The sequence below is a fragment of the Micromonospora qiuiae genome, from assembly GCF_016863555.1.
Lineage (GTDB): Bacteria > Actinomycetota > Actinomycetes > Mycobacteriales > Micromonosporaceae > Micromonospora > Micromonospora qiuiae.
In genome coordinates, this window is the sequence record NZ_BOPC01000013.1 from 125,133 (window position 1) to 142,602 (window position 17,470).

Sequence of the window (17,470 nt, forward strand, 5' to 3'; positions counted from 1 at the left end):
CCACGTGCCCGAGCGTACCGAGTGCATCGCCGCGGACTAGGGTCTGGTCATGGTCGCGAGGATCCGCTACGAGGACATCGTCAAGGCGCCCAAGGCGCTGCTGCACGACCACCTGGACGGCGGCCTGCGGCCCGCGACCATCGTCGACCTGGCCGCCGAGGTCGGTCACGAACTGCCCACCACCGACCCGGTGGCGCTGGGCGGGTGGTTCGTGGCGGCGGCCGACTCCGGGTCGCTGGAGCGCTACCTGGAGACGTTCGCCCACACCGTGGCCGTGATGCAGACCGCCTCCGCGTTGCGCCGGGTGGCCCGCGAGTGCGCCCTGGACCTCGCCGCCGACGGGGTGGTCTACGCCGAAGTGCGGTTCGCCCCGGAGCAGCACCTGGAGCGGGACCTGACCCTGGACGAGGTGGTCGAGGCGGTGCTGGCCGGCTTCGTGGAGGGCAGCGCGCTCGCCGCCGAGGCTGGTACCCCGATCCGGGTCGGCACGCTGCTCACCGCGATGCGGCACGCGGCCCGGTCGCAGGAGATCGCCGAGTTGGCCGTACGGCACCGCGACCACGGCGTGGTGGGCTTCGACATCGCGGGCGCGGAGGCAGGTTTTCCGCCCACCCGGCACCTGGATGCCTTCGAGTACCTCCAGCGGGAGAACTTCCACTTCACCATCCACGCCGGCGAGGCGTTCGGGCTGCCCTCCATCTGGCAGGCGATCCAGTGGTGCGGGGCAGACCGCCTCGGCCACGGCGTACGCATCGTCGACGACATCACTGGCGGTCCCGAGCCGGTGCTCGGCCGGCTGGCCGCGTACGTGCGGGACAAGCGGATCCCGCTGGAACTCTGCCCGTCGTCCAACGTGCAGACCGGCGCCGTCGCCTCGATCGCCGAGCACCCCATCGGGCTGCTGCGCGATCTGCGGTTCCGGGTCACCGTCAACACCGACAACCGACTGATGAGCGGCACGTCGATGTCCCGGGAGATGGCCCTGCTCTGCGAGGCGTTCGGCTACGGCTGGCGCGAGGTGCAGTGGTTCACCATCAACGCGATGAAGAGCGCTTTCATCCCGTTCGACCAGCGGCTGCAGATCATCGACGAGGTGATAAAGCCCGCGTACGCGAAGCTGCTGGCGTGAGGGCGACGCGGCAGCGGCGCGTGGGCGGGGAGAACTCAGCGGGCCTGTGGGTGCCCGGCGGCGAGCAGGCCCGCCACCCGGCGCAGCACGTCCCGGCCACGGGCCGCCTCCGCGCCCAGGCCGGTCTGCCGGCGCAGCACCGCCGGCTCCGCGCGCAACAGCGTCAGGCCGCGACGGAGCAGCACCCCGGGCCCCTTACGCTGCTCGGCGAGGTCGCGGGCCAGCCGGCGGAGAAAGGTCGCGCCGCGCGGTCGCCGCAGGGCGTACGCCCCGGCGAGCAGGCCCCGATGCCGGCATTCCTCGACAATCTCGGCGGCGAATATCCCTTCGGCCACAAAAAGTGGCGAGTCGGCCAGTTCGAACAGTCGGGTGGCGACCCGGCGATCCTGGTTGATCGCATAGACCGGCACGTCTGCCCGGCCATTCCGGACAAGTTGGGTAATGACCTCGACAGCGGTCGCCGCATCCCACGAGCCGGGTGACTCCCAGTCGATCTGACCGTTCCGTCGCGGTAACGTTGGGTCATCCCCGTTCTTGTAAAAATCGTCCAGGCAAAGGACTGGTAACCCAGTTTGTCGAGCTATGTACGACTTTCCGGAGCCGGAGGGGCCGGCAAGTAGCACGACTCTGCGAGGGAATTCCATAACTTTCAGTGACTCCGGACAGACGGACCGCGAGCAAATTGCATCAACATCTCATCACACCTCCGGTTGGGGACAACCTGGGCTTTCTCTTTCCCGGACGGCGTGATGGAATCTCGGATGGTCCGGCCCCGCGGGGTCGGCTGCTAGGCGTTGCCCGAGGCAACGCGGACGCTGCAATCACGAGGGCGGTGACGTGAGCAAACGGCCGAAGACGGCAGGCTCTTTCCTGTCGCGTCTGCGCCGGCCGGCTGGTCGGCTCCGCGACATGCCGATCTGGTCCAAGCTCGGTCTCATCATGATCGTGCCGACCATCGCCACGGTTGTCGTGGGCACCAGCGGCCTGATCGACCACCTGGATTCGCTGAGCAACGCCAACCGGGCCGGCGATCTCGCCGAGCTCATCGGGCACTCCGGCGCGCTGGTGGACGGCCTCCAGGACGAGCGGACCGCGGCCGTGTTGCTGCTCGGCGTGACGCCGCAGTCGGGCCAGGCCGAGTCGGAGGAGAAGAAGCGCTACTCCGCCCTCTACACAGAGGTGTCGGCGCGGGTGGACGACGCCAAGGCCCCCTACTCACAGCAGCGGAGTGACCTGAGTGACCTGCCCGAAAGCCTGGAGACGTTGCTCAACCAGATCAACGAGCGCCTAGGTGACCTACCGGGCACCCGGAGCCAGGTGCTGAACGGCAAGTTCAAGATCACCGACGCCCTTCAGTCGTACGACGAACTGATCAACCAGTTGCTCACCGTCCGGGATTCGGCCAGCCAGCTGGCCGGAGACAGCGAACTCAGCGACCGGATGCGGGCCGCTGCCGCCGTGTCCAGAGAGAAGGAGTGGCTCTCCATCCGCCGGGTGGTGGTGCACCGTGCCCTGATCCAAGGCGGCATGAGTGCCACCCTGCGGACCGACTACATCTCCAGTGAGACCGGCCAGCAGCAGGCGCAGCAGAGCTTCAACGCGGTGGCCACCGAGGCCGAGTCGGAGTTCCACGCCCAGACCATCGGCGGCGGTGACCGCCGGCAGGCCACCATCTACATCAGTCAGGTCAACGCCGACACCTCCGAGAACCTCTCCGGCATCTCGTTCCGACCGGAGCAGTGGGACGCGGCGCTGGTGGCAAACGCCAAGTTGATCCGGACGGTCGAGTCGAAGTTCGACTCGGACATCGTGGCGCAGGCCGGCGAGATCCGCTCCGGCGTGCAGCGTCAGGTCTTCCTGGAGACCGGCCTGCTGCTGACCATGTTGCTGCTGGCCATCTTCCTGGCCTACCTGGTCGCCCGCTCGATGGCCCGTTCGCTGCGCGAGCTCCGCCTGGGCGCGCTCTCCATCGCCCAGTACGGGCTGCCCCACGCGGTGGCCCGGCTGCGTGACCCGCAGGTGACCGGGCAGCTCTCCCCGGTGCAGTTGGCCAACCAGATCGCCGAGCCGCTGCCGGTGCGCAGCAAGGACGAGTTCGGCCAGGTGACCGAGGCGTTCAACGCGGTCCACCTGGAGGCGGTCCGCACCGCCGCCGAGCAGGCCGCGCTGCGGGCGTCCGTCGCGACCATGTTCGTCAACCTGGCCCGCCGTTCCCAGATCCTGGTCGACCGGCTGATCGGGCACCTCGACCGGCTGGAGCGCGGCGAGGAGGACCCGGACCGACTGGCCGAGCTGTTCCAGCTGGACCACCTCGCCACCCGGATGCGGCGCAACGACGAGAACCTCCTGGTTCTTGCCGGCGCGGACTCGACCCGGGTGCAGCGGGAGCCGGCCGCGCTGATCGACGTGCTCCGTGCCGCCCAGTCCGAGGTAGAGCACTACACCCGGATCGAGTTCGGAGTGATCGACCGGGACATAGAGGTCGCCGCGCACGCAGTCAACGACCTGGTCCACCTCGTCGCCGAGCTGTTCGACAACGCCACCGCCTTCTCGCCGCCGGACTCGCAGGTGCTGGTCGAGGCCCGCCGGGTCGGTGACCGCGCCTCGCTGTACGTCGAGGACCGGGGCATCGGCATCAGTCCCGAGCAGTTGGCCGACCTGAACGAGCGGCTGGCCACGCCGCCGCAGGTGGACGTCGCCGTCTCCCGGATGATGGGTCTGGTCGTGGTCGCCCGGCTGGCGTCCCGGCACGCCGTCAAGGTCGAGCTGCGTCAGGGCAGCAGCGATCGGGGCACGGTGGCCGAGGTCGCGCTGCCGCCCACGGTGCTGGTGCCCCGGGCGCTCTCCGGTCGGGGGCAGCAGCCGCCCGCGCTGTCTGCCGCACCGGCGCCGGTGTCCGGGCCGAACCCGGCGTTCGGTGCGCTGCCTGCGCTGGGTGGCGGGACGGCTGCGCCAGCGACGCCCGCCCCGCGTCCCGGTGGCTCGGGCAACCAGGTGACCCTGGGCGGCCGATCCTTCGATCCGGCCAGCCGCAACGGTTCCGGCACGCCGGCCCAGGCGGCGGGCGCGGCAAACCTGCCCGCCTGGTCGGACCTGACCGGCGCCAGCGGGGTCAGCGGCGGGAGCGGCTTCACCCCGCGCAGCTCCAACGGCCAGCCGACCGATCCGCTGCCGCAGCGCCGGGCCGCTGACGAACCGGCCGTCACCGACCAGCACCCGACCATCCCTCGTCAGTTGCCGAGCAGCCCCGAGGCCGGGCCGTACGCGCCTTCGGCCTCTTCGTCGCCCCCGATCTCGGGTACGCCCTACTCCGCCCCGCCCGTCTCGGCCGCTCCGGTCTCCGGCCAGCCCGTGTCGTCCGCTCCGATCTCGGCGGCGCCGATGTCGGGTTCGCCGGTCTCGACGCCGCCCGGTGGTCCGCTGCCGCAGCGGCCCGTCTCGGCGGCACCCACCGCCGGGCCGGCGAACACGTACGCCGCGGCACCGCCGGCGTGGCCACCGGTCGCCGGGGAGCCGGCCACGCCGCCCGTGCCCGAGCGGCTGGCCGCCGCGCTGGACATGACCACCGAGCTGCCGCGAGTGCAGCGCCCGGCCGCACCCGCCCGACCCGCCCAGCCGACCATGCCGCAGGCCCAGAACCGACAGCGGTACGCGGATGAGACGATGGAGCTGCCGATTTTCCGGGAGCTGGAGTCGGCGTGGTTCCGCACCCGCCGCCCCGGCCCCGAAGAGTCGGCGGGTGCCCGGCAGCCGGCGGCGAACGGCGTGACCCAGCAGCTTTCCACGGTCGACAACGCCGGTCGGCCGGCCGTACAGCAGAGTCCGAGTGGGACGACAGGTAACGAGCCGATGGCAGAGACTCCGACGGCCGCGGGGGCGTCCGGCGGGTACGCGGCGGCAAGCGGTGGTGCCCGCCCAGGCGCCGCCGAGAGCAGCTCCTCGTACCGCTCGTCGCCGCAGGAGAGTGTGTGGCAGACTGCCGCCGACGACGGCTGGCGGGCGGCCAGCGCCGCCAGTCAGGTGTCGGCTGCGGGAACCACCCCGACCGGGCTGCCGAAGCGTACGCCGATGGCCCAGCTCGTTCCGGGTGCGGTAGAAAAGCCGACCACCTCGGTGCAGCGGCGTAACCCGGAGTCGGTGCGCGGCCTGCTCTCCGCCTACCACCGGGGTGTCCAGCGAGGGCGTAGCAGCAGCCACTCCTCGGACAGCAACCCGACCGGCCCGGAGGAGACTTCGGGCGGGCAGCAATCCTCGCAGTCTGGCTCAGGCCCGGTGGCCGGGAGCGGGCAGAAGGAGCAAGAAGGATGACTAGTACGCAGGATCTCGGTTGGCTGCTGGCCAACTTCGCCGATCGGGTGCCCGGTGTCGCGCATGCGGTCGCCGTCTCTGCGGACGGCCTGCTCCTGGCGTCGTCACGCGACCTTCCGCGGGACCGGGCGGACCAGCTGGCGGCGATCGCCTCCGGGCTGGTCAGCCTTACCCAGGGCGCGGCCCGCTGCTTCGAAGGAGGCGCGGTGCTGCAGACCGTGGTCGAGATGGACAACGGCTTCCTGTTCCTGATGTCGATATCGGACGGCTCGTCGTTCGCGGTGCTCGCCGCACGCAGCTGCGACGTCGGGCAGGTTGGTTATGAAATGGCTCTACTCGTCGACCGGGTGGGCGATGCCCTGACTCCACAGCCACGTACGGCTGTCGGGATGATGGGCTGATCGTCGCGCCATCCGGTGAGACGAGTAGGTCGAGAACACTGCACACGATGGATTGCACCGGTGGAATCCGGTGCCGGGTACGAAGGAGGTGAGCGGCGACATGACCGATCGTGACGAGCCGACCGGCGCTCTGGTCCGTCCATACGCCGTGACCCGCGGTCGTACCCGTCCCCGCCTCGACATCGCCCTGGAGGCGCTCGTCGAGACAACGGTGCGCGGTCGGGCCGCTGCCACAGGCAACGGTGGTCATGGCCGTGAGCACCAGTACATCGCCGCGCTCTGTGACGGACGGGTGCAGTCGCTCGCTGAGATTGCGGCGCGGTTGCAGCTTCCGCTCGGCGTGGCCCGGGTGCTCATCGCCGACATGGCGACGGACGGCCTGGTCGCGGTCCACGAGCCGACCATTCTGGACGACTCGGACGACGCGGTGGGCACTGAACTGCTGGAGAGGGTGCTGAGTGGACTTCGCAGGCTCTGACATGTCGCACCGCCCGCCGACCCCAAGCGGGCGCGTGACGTCGGCGAAGATCGTTATCGCCGGTGGATTCGGCGTCGGCAAGACGACTCTGGTCGGCTCGGTCTCGGAGATCACGCCGCTGACGACCGAGGCCATAATGACCTCAGCCGGGGTCGGCGTTGACGACACCCGACAGGTGCCGGGAAAGACGACGACCACGGTGGCCATGGACTTCGGCCGCATTTCGATCGATCGTGACCTGATCCTGTACCTGTTCGGTACGCCGGGTCAGACTCGGTTCTGGTTCATGTGGGATGAACTGGTCCGGGGCGCGATCGGCGCGGTCGTGCTGGTGGATACCCGTCGTCTGGCCGACTGCTTCGCGGCGATCGATTTCTTCGAACATCGGCGGCTGCCGTACCTGGTGGCCATCAACTGCTTCGACGGCATGCAATACCACGATCCGCAGGACGTCCGGGACGCGCTCGCGATCTCCAGCGACGTTCCGGTGGTGGCCTGTGACGCCCGGAACCGGGAGTCGACGAAGCACGTGCTGATCTCGCTGGTCGAGTACGTGCTCACCATGCGTCGCTCCCGCGCCGTCGCCCCGGCCTGACGATCGGTGCCGTGCCCGGTGACGCTGCTGTCGACACCGGGCGCTGGTCGCTGTCCGTGGTGTCCCGGCGGGTCAGCTGAGCCGGTTCCAGGCGCCACCGTCCACTCGGTACACACCGAGGGAGTGGCGCTCCATGCCGCTGTGCCGGATCGGGGTGAAGGAATACAACCCCGCCATCCCGTCGGTGATCTGGTTCTGCAGGTAGGCCCGCAGCCGGCCCCGGTCCACGCTGGCTGCGAGCTTGGCGGCGGTGGTGATGATCAGCAGGGCGTCCGAGGCGTACGGCGCGAAGCCGTTGTAGGCACCGTGCCGGCGGACGTACTGCGAGACGAGTTCGCGGTACGCCCGCCCGGTGGCGCTGCTGTTGGCCAGAGTGGAACCGCCCAACGAGGCCGGATGGATGGCGTAGGCACCCTCGACGGCGGGGGCGTTGTGGCTCTCCAGCGTCTCCTCGGCGACTGCCCCGGCGTCGAAGAACAGCCGGCCGGTGAATCCGGCGCTGCGTAGCGCCCGTGCGGCGGCGCCGGAGTTCGGCGCGGTGGCCCACACCACCACTCCGTCCGTTCGCGCCGCCACGGCCTCCTCAGCGGCCCGCGCGACGCCGTCCTTCGACCGGGGCAGCCGTACCGTTCCGGCGAGCGCGACCCCGGCGGTGCGCAGGGCCCCGGTCATGGCCCGGGCTCCGGAGTCGCCGTGCAGCCCCTCCTCGGCCAGCAGCACGACCCGGCGCAGCCCTTCGGTGTCGATCACCTGGGCCAGCCGGCGGGCCACGTCTCCGGCCTCGGGAGTGACCTTGTAGATGAAGGCCCGCTGGGCAAGTGGAACCGTGATCGCATCGCCGAACGCCAACGACACGAAGGGCAGCCGCAGCTCCTGTGCCACCCCGATGACCGACATCGAGGTCTCCGCGAGCGTGCCGCCGAGCAGGGCGTGCACGTCGTCGCGCCGACCCAGCTCGGTGGCCTGCCGGGCGGCCAGCCGGGGATCGCTGCGATTGTCCAGCACTTCGAGCCGTACCGTCCGGCGGATGTTGCCGACCATGACACCCTTGGCGTTCACGGCCTCCGCGCTGATGGCCAGCGCGCGCTCCTGGGCCACCCCCAGAGCGGCTCCGGGGCCGCTCAGCTCCAGCGTCGCCCCGATGACCAGCTCCGGCCCGCCGCCGGCCCGGACGGCGGCGGCCTCGGGCTTCCCGTCGCGCCCGCAGGCACCCAGCAGCAGGGTGCCCGCGGCAGCGGCCAGAACCCCCCGCCGGGTGAGCACGGATGGGCCGCTTGCCGGTGTTGCCATGACTCGCCTTCCCGCCCGGCGACCTGCCGCCGGTCGTTCCGCGGGTATGCTCCCGGCCCCTGCGACCCGGCGTCAAATTATCGGGGTGTGGGCCTAAACACGCAGGTGAGCGGGGGTGCGGGGGCCGTCAGGAGCGGTAGCCGGCAGAGCGGTATTCATACTCCCGATCGTCGTCGCGGTCACCGGTGTCCCGGCTGAAGTCCCAGCCGCCGGCCGACTCCCGCCCCGGGCGGCCACCGACCGCGAACCCGCCGATCTCCTGCCCCCGGCGCCAGCCGCGGAAGTAGCCGGTGGTGTTCTCGGCCAGGCTGGCCGCGTCCCGAACGATGCGCAGTGGACGTTCCTCGCGCAGCGGAGACCCGGGCACGAGATTGGCCTGCGGCACACGCTTGGGCAGACCGGCTGGGGTCTCGGCCCCCACCGCCGGGCGGGCCGCCTGCTCGGCGGCCTGCCAGCCGCTGTCGGCCAGGGACGACCAGTCCAGATCCGAGTCCTCCCCGTGCCCGACGAACCAGGCCGACCTGGCCTGGGCGAAGATCAGCAGGTCGCCGTCACCCTCGTCGGAGACCGGTGGCGGTCGGCGCTCGACCGGCGGCTCCGGCCGGCGTGACGGCGGCGTGACGTCCAGCCGCTCGGCGGGCCGGTCACTGCGCTCTGTGCCCTCCCGATTCACCAGGCGCAGCGGCGGGGTGTCCAACTGCGATTCCGCCCCGGTGCGCAGTGCCCGGTCGGCCAGCGGCGGGGGCTCGACCAGCCGCAGCACCGGCGGCTCCGGCGGTAGGTCGTCAGCGAGCCACGGCGGGGTCACCCTGCGCTCGGCGGTGGGATCGTCGGCCGGTGAGTCGGCGGCCGCCCGCCGGGCGCCCTCGTAGGGACCGGCGGGCGGGTTGTTCGCCGGGCTCTCGGCCGGACTCTCCGGGTTGTTGACCAGCGGCCAGTTCGCCCGGGAACCGGGCGCGGGTAGCTCCTGGCCGGGCCGGGACGTCGGCATCGGGATGCTCAGGTCGGTGGCGCTGAAGCCGCCCGTCGGTGCCGGTGGTTCACCGTTCGTCTTCGGTCGCGACGGTATGACGGTGCGTTGGCGTTCGGCGCGGGCGCTGTTGATCGCCGCGGTGGTGAGGGTCGGCCGGAACGGTTCGCCCGCCTCGGCGGGCGGCACCGAGCCGCGCTGCGCGGGCGCGATCGGGGTGATCCCGGGCGGAGGCGGCGGTGGCGCGGAGATCGGCCGGTTGGTCGGGCCGTCGATCCGCGACGGGAGGGGCTCGGGTCGCGACGGCGGCGCCGAGACGGGCGGACCGGCGGCCGCGGCCGGCGCCACCGGAGCGGGTGCGACCGGCGGCGGGGTGACCGGGGCGGGCGCCACCGGCGGCGGACCCATCGGTCGGGGCGACGGAGGCGTCCCGCTTCCCGGCACCGGCTCGGGTCGGCTGCGGCGCCCACCGCTCGGCTCGGGCCCGGCGGGACGCACCGCACGCAGACCGGTCCCGGGACCGGCGGTCGACAGCTCACCGGCTGGCTCACCGTGCCGGTCGACGGCCCGCCGGCCGGGCAACTGCACCGGCGCGGTGCGGGCGTGCAACGCGCCGACCAGCGCCTGGCAGCCGGCGTCACAGGCGCGTACGGAGGCGACCGCCTGTCGGATCGTCTCGGCCGCAGCAGAGGTGAGGGCCCGGTTGACCGCGGACCGACGGGGGGTTTCGGCGATCGCCACTCGCAGGGCGGTCACGGCCTCGTCGATCGCGTCGGCGTCGCCCAAGCCGTCGGCCGCGAGCTGAGCGGCGACGGCGTCGGCGGTGACCGCGGCGTCGCGGCCGCGGGCGGCATCGGTGAGCATTCCCGGGTCGGGGAGGACGTCCAGCACGGCCAGCGGAATCAGGTCGGCGGGGTCGGGATAGGCGCGCAGCGCGGCCGGGTAGAGCTCGCGGAGCACCTCGCGGAGCGCGACCGCGGCGGCGTGCCGCCCGCTGGTCAGCGCCGCATGCGCCGCGAGCACCTGCTTGTAGCCGGCGAGGTCCCGGGGCGCCGGTAGGGTCACCGCCGACAGCGCGCCCGCCTGTAGCGCGCGGGCCAGGCCCACGGCCCGGCGTACGGCCGGCGGCGACTGCATCTCCTCGATCGAATCGTCATCAGCGAACCGTTCGGCGAAGTCGTCGACCGAGTCGTCGTCGGCGATCGCCAAGGGGCGCCCGGCGGCGCTGAGCAGAGAAGTGACGCTGTGATCGTCGCTGTCGGCGGCTATCGCCGCGCCGCTCGGCCCGCCGGAGCGTTCCACGAGCAGCGTGACCAGCCGGGCGTAGCCCGCCGGGTCGTCGCCGACCTCGCAGACATGCAGCAGACGGCCTGCGTCGTCGACCACAGCGGACGTCAGCGCCGAACCGGCCGGAGCCGATCGGTCGGCCGGATCCGCCGAGGCCAGACCGCAGTACACGCGCACGAGCGCCACGGCGATCGTCCTCCCTCCGGGACACAGGGCTTCCTCTGCCAGAGACTGATGCTCCCTGGTGCGGGTCAGTCGCGCCAGTCCACGACCGCAGAGATCTTCCCGACAATGGTCCGCCAGCCCAGACTTGCGGTTTGTGCCCCGATTTTCTTCAATCGACGACGACCCATGAATCCGCCGATCCCGCCATTGATCGACGCCCGCAGCGCCTCGTCCAGATCATCGAGGCTGGAGCCGCTGGAGAGCATGTCGAGCACGGCGGGCAGGCGCAACGCGTACGCCACGTCGCGGGCCACCTCGCCAGCCTCGATGAGCAGCGTCGGATCCCAGCTGTCGTGCCCGCCGCGGAGGTTTTCCACCACGAGATCGAGCTCGTAGACGTCCTCGTCGCGCGGCGCGATGTCGGCCGGTTCCACCCGTTCGGACAATTCATTCCAACTGTCCAGCTGAGACAGATCGTTGGGTGCGCCGGAACGGACGAAGCTCACCAGCGACTCGGGGGTCTTGAACAACAGCAGTCGGCCCCGGTGGCTCAGGAATACCGGCACTTCCTCGTCGCCGGCCTCGTCGGCCGCCTTCGTGTCGGCGTCATCTTCGTCGGCGTCGCTCTCCTCGGCGTCGCCCTTTTCGGCGTCACCCGCGCCGCGTCCGGCGGGCTTCTCCTCGTCGTCGCTCTCGGCGAACTCCCGGGCGACCTCATCGTCGAGGATCACCACTTCGCCGTCCTCGTCGTCCTCGGCCTCCACCACCTGACGGCGGGCCAGGAAGGGGTCGTCGGCGTCGCGTTCGGCCACATCGGTCGGAGTCAGCTCACGGGCCGGGCGGTACGCCCGCAGGGTGTAACCGGTGCCGGCGGGCAGGGCGATCTCCACCGGGTCGATCCGCAGCTCGTCCCAGAGCGCGCGGGCCGCGTCGGCCGACGCGGCGGCGTCCGGCTCGGCGGGACCGCTCGTGTCATCGAGCTCTGGCTCGTCGGCGTCCGGCCGTTCAGGCGACTGGCGGGCCACGGTGACCTCCGTGTGCGTCGGGCTTGCCCACCCACTGGCGCGGTGCCGGTGGGTGACTCTGGGCACATACCCTAGTTGGCTGCGCTGGGTAACGGGGGCCGGCCCCGGTGGCGGCGTCGCCCCTTGACAGGTAGCTTGTCTACCTATGAACGCCCAGGCGCTGCACGGACACCTCGACGCACTGCTGCTCGCCGTGCTCGAGCGGGGCGCCCTGCACGGCTACGCCATCATCGAGGCGTTGCGGGCCCGCAGCGACGGCCGGCTCGACCTGGCCACCGGCACGGTCTACCCGGCCCTGCGGCGGCTGGAGCGGGCCGGCCACGTGGCCAGCGCCTGGAGCACGGTCAACGGCCGTGAACGGCGCACCTACGAGCTGACCGACGCGGGCCGACGCGCGCTGGCCGATCAGCGGTCGGGATGGCGTGAGTTCAGCGCGACCGTCGCCCGTTTCCTCGACTCGGGGCCCTCGTCCGCGCCGGCAGGCTGATCGGCGTTGCTCACTCATCCGCGTCGGGCGGGCTGATCGGCGCTGATCACTCGGCCGTGCCGGCGGGCTGATCGACGTTGCTCAGCGGACGGCGAGCAGCCAGGTGTGCGCCGCCCGGCCCAGCCAGACATGGGCGGCTCCGGCGGCGAGCATGCCGACGATCATCGGTGGCCAGGTGAGCGCCGCGTCCCAGAGCAGGATCGACCAGCCGAACAGTGCCGCACCGGTCAACGCGCCCAGCACGGCGGCAGCGGTCAACAGACCGCCCACCGCGTGGGCGAGCGTGGTGAGCGCGGGTCGGGGCGAGCGCGCGGTCGCCGCCACGAGCACCAGACCGGCCGCGCCGAGCAGGAACGCCATCGCCCAGATCCACTCCACCGACTGCGACACCAGCAGGTAGCCCGCGGGCGGTGGCGGACCCTCGCCGCTCCAGCTCGACCCCTGCCAGGTCAGGTCGCCGGCGAGCGCGGTGGCGCCGGCGAAAGCGAGGATCCGCAGCGACAGTCCGCGTAGCGCCGCCACCGCCAACTCGGCCTGGTACGCCGGGGCGAGTTGCTCCGGCGTACCGAAATCGGCGACCGCGCGCCGGGCGGCCTCGTGGGCGGGCAGACCACCATCCCGGTACGCCTCGACGGCGTCCAGCAGCCCGTGCCGCGCCTCGGTCATGAGATCCGCCCGCACCCGGCGTGGCCCACGTAGTCGGCCGGCCAACTGCCGCAGGTGCTCGTCGACCAACACGTCATCCCGGACCGGCATGCGTCCCACCCTGCCACCCAGCGCAAGCGGATTCACCAGGGGTTGCCCCGGATCTTGGTGCGAAAGTGCCCCCGGAGGGGCGCTCCCGCACGAAGATCCGTTCTAGGCGGAGCGGGTGGAGAGTGCCAGGTAGCCGTGCTCGGCGGCCTGCTGGAGCAGCCACTGGTCGCGGTACCAGCCGGCAGTCGCGACCAGATCGGCGTGCCGGCCGCGTTGGACGATTCGACCGGCGTCCAGTACCACGATCTCGTCCAGCTCGGCGAGACCGCTGAGCCGATGGGAGATCAGCAGCACCGAGTGCCCGGCCGGCACAGCGGCGAGGGCGCCGGCGAGCACCTCGTCGGCGGCGACCGGGTCGAGGCCCTCGGTCGGCTCGTCCAGCACCAGCACCGCGGGCGCCGCGAGCAGCGCCCGGGCCAGCGCGAGCCGCTGTCGCTGGCCGCCGGAGAGCTGCCCGCCCTGCTCGCCGACCACGGTGCCCCAGCCCTCCGGCTGGTCCCGGACCCAGTCCGCCAACCCGGCCGCGTCCGCCGCCCCGGTGAGCGCCGCCTCGTCGGCGCCGGCACGGCCGAGCAGCAGGTTGTCCCGGACCGAGGCGTGGAAGACGTACGCCTCGGCGAGCAGCCCGCCGACCAGCCGCGGCAACACGTCGGGCGGGAAACTCGACACGTCCCGTCCGTCCAGGGTCACCCGGCCACTGTCGGGATGTACCGCGCCGGTCAGGACGGCGGCCAGGCTGCTCTTGCCCGCGCCGCTGGGCCCGACGACCGCCACCCGGTGGCCGGGCGGCAGGTCGAGGTCGAAGTCGTCCAGCGCGGCGGGGGCACCGGCCCGGTACCGGACGGTGACCCGCTCGAACCGCACGTCCGGCGCGCCGGCAACCACGTCGCCCGCCGCCACGTCGCCCGCAACCACTGCCCGACCCGCCTGCGGCCCGGCCTGCGGGGCGGTCTCCGGCCCGGTCTGCGGGCCGGGAGCCACGAGCCGGGCGATCCTGACCAGGCCGGTGCGCAGCCCGGTCCACTGCCGAGCGGCACCGACCAGCGCGAGGGCGATCTCCACCGCGGCCAGCGTGCCGACCGCCAGGACGCCGACCAGCACCCCGTCCAATCCGGCGCGAAGCGCGACGAGCACCACCGCACCGGCGGTCACCCCGGCCACCAGGACCCCGGCGGCATCGACGGCGAAACCGAGCGCGGCGAGCCGGCGCTCCAGCCGAGCCAGCCGGCGGGCCCGCCGACCGGCGGCGCCGAGCGCATCGCCGGTGGCGCCGAAGGCGGCCAGATCGGCGGCGCCGTGGGTCAGGTCGACGGCGTCGGCGGCGAGTGCGCCACGCAGCGGGGCCACCTCCGCACCGGCCCGCCGGGTGAGGAGGGTGGCCAGTACCGGCAGTGCCACCCCGGCCAGTAGCAACCCACCGGTGAGAACGAGCGCGGCCGGCGGGGAGACGAGCGCGGTCAGGCCGACCGCCAGTACGCTCACCAGCCCGGCCGCCGCGCCCGGGACGAGTACGCGCAGCAGCAGGTCCTGCACCGCCTCCACGTCGGAGACCAGCCGACTCAGCGCGTCACCGGTGCGTGGCGGCGCGCCGCGTCGTTCGGCCAGCGTGGCGAAGACCCGGGTGCGTACGTCGGTGACGAGGCGGAGCACCGCGTCGTGACCGGCGAGCCGTTCGGTGTAGCGCAGCACGCCCCGGCCGACGGCGAGCGCCCGCACCGCGACGATCGCCACGGTGAGGCGGTCCAGCGGCGGTTGACCGGCGGCGGTCATCAGCAGCCAGGTCGCGGTGGCCATCAGGGCCAGCCCGGCGAACTCGGTGGCGGCGGCGAGCAGTCCGGCGCCGACCAGCCGTTTCAGGTACGGCCGGGCCAAACGCAGCACCGTCAGCTCGGGTGAGGGACCGCTCATCGGACCTCCCCGGCCGGCGCGAGTTCGGTGACCCGACCGTCGGCGACCCGCAGGACGCGGTCGACGCCCTTGAGCAGCGCGGGCCGGTGCGCGACCAGCAGCGCGGTGCGGCCGGTGACCAGTCGGTGGGTGGCCGACAGCACCGCCTCCTCGGCGGCGGCGTCGAGGCGCGCGGTCGGTTCGTCGAGCAGGACCACCGGCGCGTCCCGTAGGAACGCCCGGGCCAGGGCCACCCGCTGCCGTTGCCCGCTGGACAGGCCATGCCCGCGCTCGCCCAGCCTGGTGTCCAGCCCCTCGGGCAGCGCGGCGACCACGTCGTCGAGGGCGGCGTCCCGGACCGCGGCGGCGATCTGGGCCGGTTCGGCGTCGGGGGTGCCGAGCCGGATGTTGTCGGCCAGCGACGTGGCGAACAGGTGCGCCCGCTGCGGCACCCAGGCCACCTGCCGGCGCCAGCCCTCCAGTTCGGCGTCGGCGAGATCGACCCCGCCGACGGTGACCCGGCCGCTGGTCGGTGCCACGAAGCCGAGCAGCAGGTTCAGCAGCGTGCTCTTGCCGGCACCGCTCGGGCCGATGACCGCGATCCGCTCGCCCGGCCGGATCGTGAGCGTGACGTCCCGCAGTGCGGTGGTGCGCTCGTACGCGACGGTCACCGACTCGAACCGGATCTCGCCGCGCCCGTCGGGCAGCGCCCCGGTGCGGCCGGTCGGTGCCGGCGCGGAGCCGGAGAGGGTGAGCGCCTCGTCCAGTGCGGTGAGCCCCTCCATGCTGGCGTGGAACCGACTGCCGGCCGCCCGCAGCGGCAGGTACGCCTCCGGGGTGAGCAGCAGCACCAGCAGCGCGGTCTGCAGGGTCAGCCCGCCGCCGAGCAGCCGGACGCCCACCGGCACCGCGACCAGCGCCACCGACAGGGTGGCGACGAGTTCCAGCACCAGCGCGGAGAGGAACGCGATGCGCAGCGTCTTCATGGTGGATACCCGGTGACCGTCGGCCATCCGGCGTACCGCCTCGGTCTGGGACCGGGCGCGGCCGAAGGCCCGCAACGTGGGCAGCCCGGCCACCATGTCCAGGAAGTGCCCACCCAGCAGGGACAGCCGCCGCCACTGGCGTTCGGTGGCGGCCTGGGCCTGCCAGCCGAGCAGCGCCCCGAAGACCGGGATGAGCGGCAGGGTCAGCGCGATGATCACCGCCGAGCTCCAGTCGGCGAGGAAGATCCGGCCCAGCACGGCGAGCGGCACGGTGACGCTCAGCACGAGCTGCGGCAGGTATCCGGTGAAGTACGCGTCCAGGGCGTCCAACCCGCGACCGGCGAGGGTGGCCAGTTGCCCGGCCCGCTGCCCGGCGACCCAGCCCGGCCCGTGCCGGGCCACCGCGCCGAGCAGGTCGGCCCGGAGCGCGGCCTTGACCGTGGCGGCCAGCCGTGCCGACACCGCGCCCTGCGCCCAGACCAGCACCGACCGGGCCGCCACGGCGGCCACGAAGCCGGCCAGCGCGGCCCGGTCGAGCCGCCCGGCGAACGCCGTGGCCAGCAGCGTCGCCAGAGCGGTGGCCTGCGCGACGATCAGCCCGGCGGCGAGCAGACCGAGCAGCGCGAGCAGGACGAGGTCACGTCGGGCCGCGGGGACCCGGCGTAGCAGCCGCGGGTCGAAGGGGCGGCGGTTCACCAGTACACCGGCGCTCTACTGTCTGTCCGTCCCCGGAAAATCCACCAGCACATCGCCTGGAAGCCTAGTAGGGCCGGCAGCAGCGGCAGCGCCAGCCAACCCAGCAGGCGTAGTGTCGGGGCGCTCGCCGCCGCGTCGGCCACCGTCAGGGACGCTGCCGGGTCGACGGTCGACACCAGCACGTACGGCCACAGGGTCGCGCCGACCAGCACGACCGGCAGCGCGAGGGCGGCGGCGGTGGCGGCGAAGGCCACCCCGTGCCGCCGCCGGCCGAGCGCCGCCCGTGCCAGCAGCAGGGCCGCGACCAGCGACACCCCCAGCAGTACGCCGACCGCGGGGCGTTGCGCGGCGCCGCGTACCCGATCGGAGAGCAGGCCGACGGCGGCGGCCGCGGCGACCGCGATGATCGCGACAACGATCAGCCGGCGGGCCAGCGGCCGGAGCCGGTCGCCCTCGGTGGCCGGCAGTCGCAGGGCGAGGAAGGCCGCACCGTGCGCGGCGACCAGGGCGACCACGGCCAGCGCGGTGGCGGCGGCGAACGGAGTGAACAGGTGCGCCACCCCGGCCACGTGGCCGTCGGCGTGCAGCGGTACGCCCTGGAGAAGCCCGGCGAGCACGGTGCCCCAGCCGAGCGCGGCGAGCAGGCTGCCCACCGTGATCGCCCGGTCCCAACCGGCCCGGGCCCACCGGCTGGCCGGCCGGCTGCGCAGCTGCACCCCGGCGGTCACCAGGATCACCCCGGCCAGCGCACCCAGCACGGCCGGATAGCTGCCGGCGAGCAGTTCCCCCTCCAACAGAGGGAATGCGCCGAACAGGATGCCCACGGCGGCCACCAGCCACACCTCGTTGCCGAGGAAGAACGGCCCGACCGCGTTGAGGGCCGCCCGCCGCCGGGCGGGATCGGCGCCGCGCGCGAGCAGCAGCCCGACGCCGTAGTCGTAGCCGCCGAGCACCAGGTATCCGGCGAAGAAGAGGCCGAGCAGGGCGTACCAGGCGAGTTCCATGGCGGT

The 17,470-nt window shown here is 72.9% G+C and carries 14 protein-coding genes; 6 read left to right on the top strand and 8 right to left on the bottom strand.

The features are described 5' to 3' along the window. The first annotated feature begins 49 nt into the window (after positions 1–49). Positions 50–1,129: an adenosine deaminase gene (locus Vqi01_RS05280; protein WP_204033354.1), complete on the top strand. Its 1,080-nt coding sequence runs from the start codon at positions 50–52 to the stop codon at positions 1,127–1,129. 35 nt (positions 1,130–1,164) lie between these two features. On the opposite strand, the gene Vqi01_RS30590 is transcribed toward Vqi01_RS05280, so the two are convergent. Beyond that, positions 1,165–1,539, bottom strand: a complete 375-nt coding sequence (locus Vqi01_RS30590; protein WP_239098197.1) for a hypothetical protein — start codon at positions 1,537–1,539, stop codon at positions 1,165–1,167. A gap of 427 nt (positions 1,540–1,966) precedes the next feature. Here Vqi01_RS30590 and Vqi01_RS05290 point away from each other — a divergent pair, with 427 nt between their 5' ends. From Vqi01_RS05290 to Vqi01_RS05305, 4 genes are all read left to right on the top strand, one after another. After that, positions 1,967–5,437 (top strand): sensor histidine kinase, encoded by a 3,471-nt coding sequence (locus tag Vqi01_RS05290; RefSeq protein WP_204033357.1) that lies wholly within the window; start codon positions 1,967–1,969, stop codon positions 5,435–5,437. Next, positions 5,434–5,838 (top strand): roadblock/LC7 domain-containing protein, encoded by a 405-nt coding sequence (locus tag Vqi01_RS05295; protein ID WP_013731521.1) that lies wholly within the window; start codon positions 5,434–5,436, stop codon positions 5,836–5,838. Before Vqi01_RS05290 ends, Vqi01_RS05295 begins: the two co-directional genes overlap by 4 nt. A 100-nt stretch (positions 5,839–5,938) precedes the next feature. After that, positions 5,939–6,316: a DUF742 domain-containing protein gene (locus Vqi01_RS05300; protein ID WP_204033358.1), complete on the top strand. Its 378-nt coding sequence runs from the start codon at positions 5,939–5,941 to the stop codon at positions 6,314–6,316. Position 6,317: 1 nt separating this feature from the next. Beyond that, positions 6,318–6,911 carry a GTP-binding protein gene (locus Vqi01_RS05305; protein WP_089011241.1) on the top strand — a complete coding sequence of 198 codons (594 nt, stop codon included), beginning with the start codon at positions 6,318–6,320 and terminating at the stop codon, positions 6,909–6,911. Between the two features lie 72 nt (positions 6,912–6,983). On the opposite strand, the gene Vqi01_RS05310 is transcribed toward Vqi01_RS05305, so the two are convergent. From Vqi01_RS05310 to Vqi01_RS05320, 3 genes are all read right to left on the bottom strand, one after another. Then, complete coding sequence (locus tag Vqi01_RS05310; protein WP_204033359.1) at positions 6,984–8,201, bottom strand: ABC transporter substrate-binding protein; 1,218 nt, start codon at positions 8,199–8,201, stop codon at positions 6,984–6,986. A gap of 127 nt (positions 8,202–8,328) precedes the next feature. Next, positions 8,329–10,644, bottom strand: a complete 2,316-nt coding sequence (locus Vqi01_RS05315; protein WP_204033360.1) for a transposase — start codon at positions 10,642–10,644, stop codon at positions 8,329–8,331. A 65-nt stretch (positions 10,645–10,709) separates the two neighbouring features. Further along, positions 10,710–11,648, bottom strand: a complete 939-nt coding sequence (locus Vqi01_RS05320) for a SatS C-terminal domain-containing protein (protein WP_204033362.1) — start codon at positions 11,646–11,648, stop codon at positions 10,710–10,712. A 145-nt stretch (positions 11,649–11,793) separates the two neighbouring features. On the opposite strand from Vqi01_RS05320, the gene Vqi01_RS05325 reads away from it, so the two are divergent. Continuing rightward, positions 11,794–12,135 (top strand): PadR family transcriptional regulator, encoded by a 342-nt coding sequence (locus Vqi01_RS05325; RefSeq protein WP_204033363.1) that lies wholly within the window; start codon positions 11,794–11,796, stop codon positions 12,133–12,135. Between the two features lie 81 nt (positions 12,136–12,216). Here Vqi01_RS05325 and Vqi01_RS05330 read toward each other — a convergent pair whose 3' ends face one another. From Vqi01_RS05330 to Vqi01_RS05345, 4 genes are all read right to left on the bottom strand, one after another. Beyond that, positions 12,217–12,891, bottom strand: a complete 675-nt coding sequence (locus tag Vqi01_RS05330) for a permease prefix domain 1-containing protein (RefSeq protein WP_204033364.1) — start codon at positions 12,889–12,891, stop codon at positions 12,217–12,219. A 102-nt stretch (positions 12,892–12,993) separates the two neighbouring features. Further along, positions 12,994–14,799 (bottom strand): thiol reductant ABC exporter subunit CydC, encoded by a 1,806-nt coding sequence (gene cydC / locus Vqi01_RS05335; RefSeq protein WP_204033365.1) that lies wholly within the window; start codon positions 14,797–14,799, stop codon positions 12,994–12,996. Then, complete coding sequence (gene cydD, locus Vqi01_RS05340; RefSeq protein ID WP_204033367.1) at positions 14,796–16,460, bottom strand: thiol reductant ABC exporter subunit CydD; 1,665 nt, start codon at positions 16,458–16,460, stop codon at positions 14,796–14,798. The genes cydC and cydD overlap by 4 nt, the downstream gene beginning before the upstream one ends. Beyond that, the gene (locus Vqi01_RS05345; protein WP_204033368.1) at positions 16,457–17,464 is read right to left on the bottom strand and encodes a cytochrome d ubiquinol oxidase subunit II; all 1,008 of its coding nucleotides are present in this window, start codon (positions 17,462–17,464) and stop codon (positions 16,457–16,459) included. Before Vqi01_RS05345 ends, cydD begins: the two co-directional genes overlap by 4 nt. Between the last annotated feature and the right edge of the window lie 6 nt (positions 17,465–17,470).

Excerpts from the sequence above, each read along its gene's own strand:
- Vqi01_RS05280 (WP_204033354.1), top strand. The coding sequence starts at position 50 with ATGGTCGCGAGGATCCGCTACGAGGACATCGTCAAGGCGCCCAAGGCG.
- Vqi01_RS05295 (WP_013731521.1), top strand. The coding sequence starts at position 5,434 with ATGACTAGTACGCAGGATCTCGGTTGGCTGCTGGCCAACTTCGCCGAT.
- Vqi01_RS05300 (WP_204033358.1), top strand. The coding sequence starts at position 5,939 with ATGACCGATCGTGACGAGCCGACCGGCGCTCTGGTCCGTCCATACGCC.
- Vqi01_RS05305 (WP_089011241.1), top strand. The coding sequence starts at position 6,318 with ATGTCGCACCGCCCGCCGACCCCAAGCGGGCGCGTGACGTCGGCGAAG.
- Vqi01_RS05310 (WP_204033359.1), bottom strand. The coding sequence starts at position 8,201 with ATGGCAACACCGGCAAGCGGCCCATCCGTGCTCACCCGGCGGGGGGTT.
- Vqi01_RS05325 (WP_204033363.1), top strand. The coding sequence starts at position 11,794 with ATGAACGCCCAGGCGCTGCACGGACACCTCGACGCACTGCTGCTCGCC.
- Vqi01_RS05330 (WP_204033364.1), bottom strand. The coding sequence starts at position 12,891 with ATGCCGGTCCGGGATGACGTGTTGGTCGACGAGCACCTGCGGCAGTTG.
- cydC (WP_204033365.1), bottom strand. The coding sequence starts at position 14,799 with ATGAGCGGTCCCTCACCCGAGCTGACGGTGCTGCGTTTGGCCCGGCCG.
- Vqi01_RS05345 (WP_204033368.1), bottom strand. The coding sequence starts at position 17,464 with ATGGAACTCGCCTGGTACGCCCTGCTCGGCCTCTTCTTCGCCGGATAC.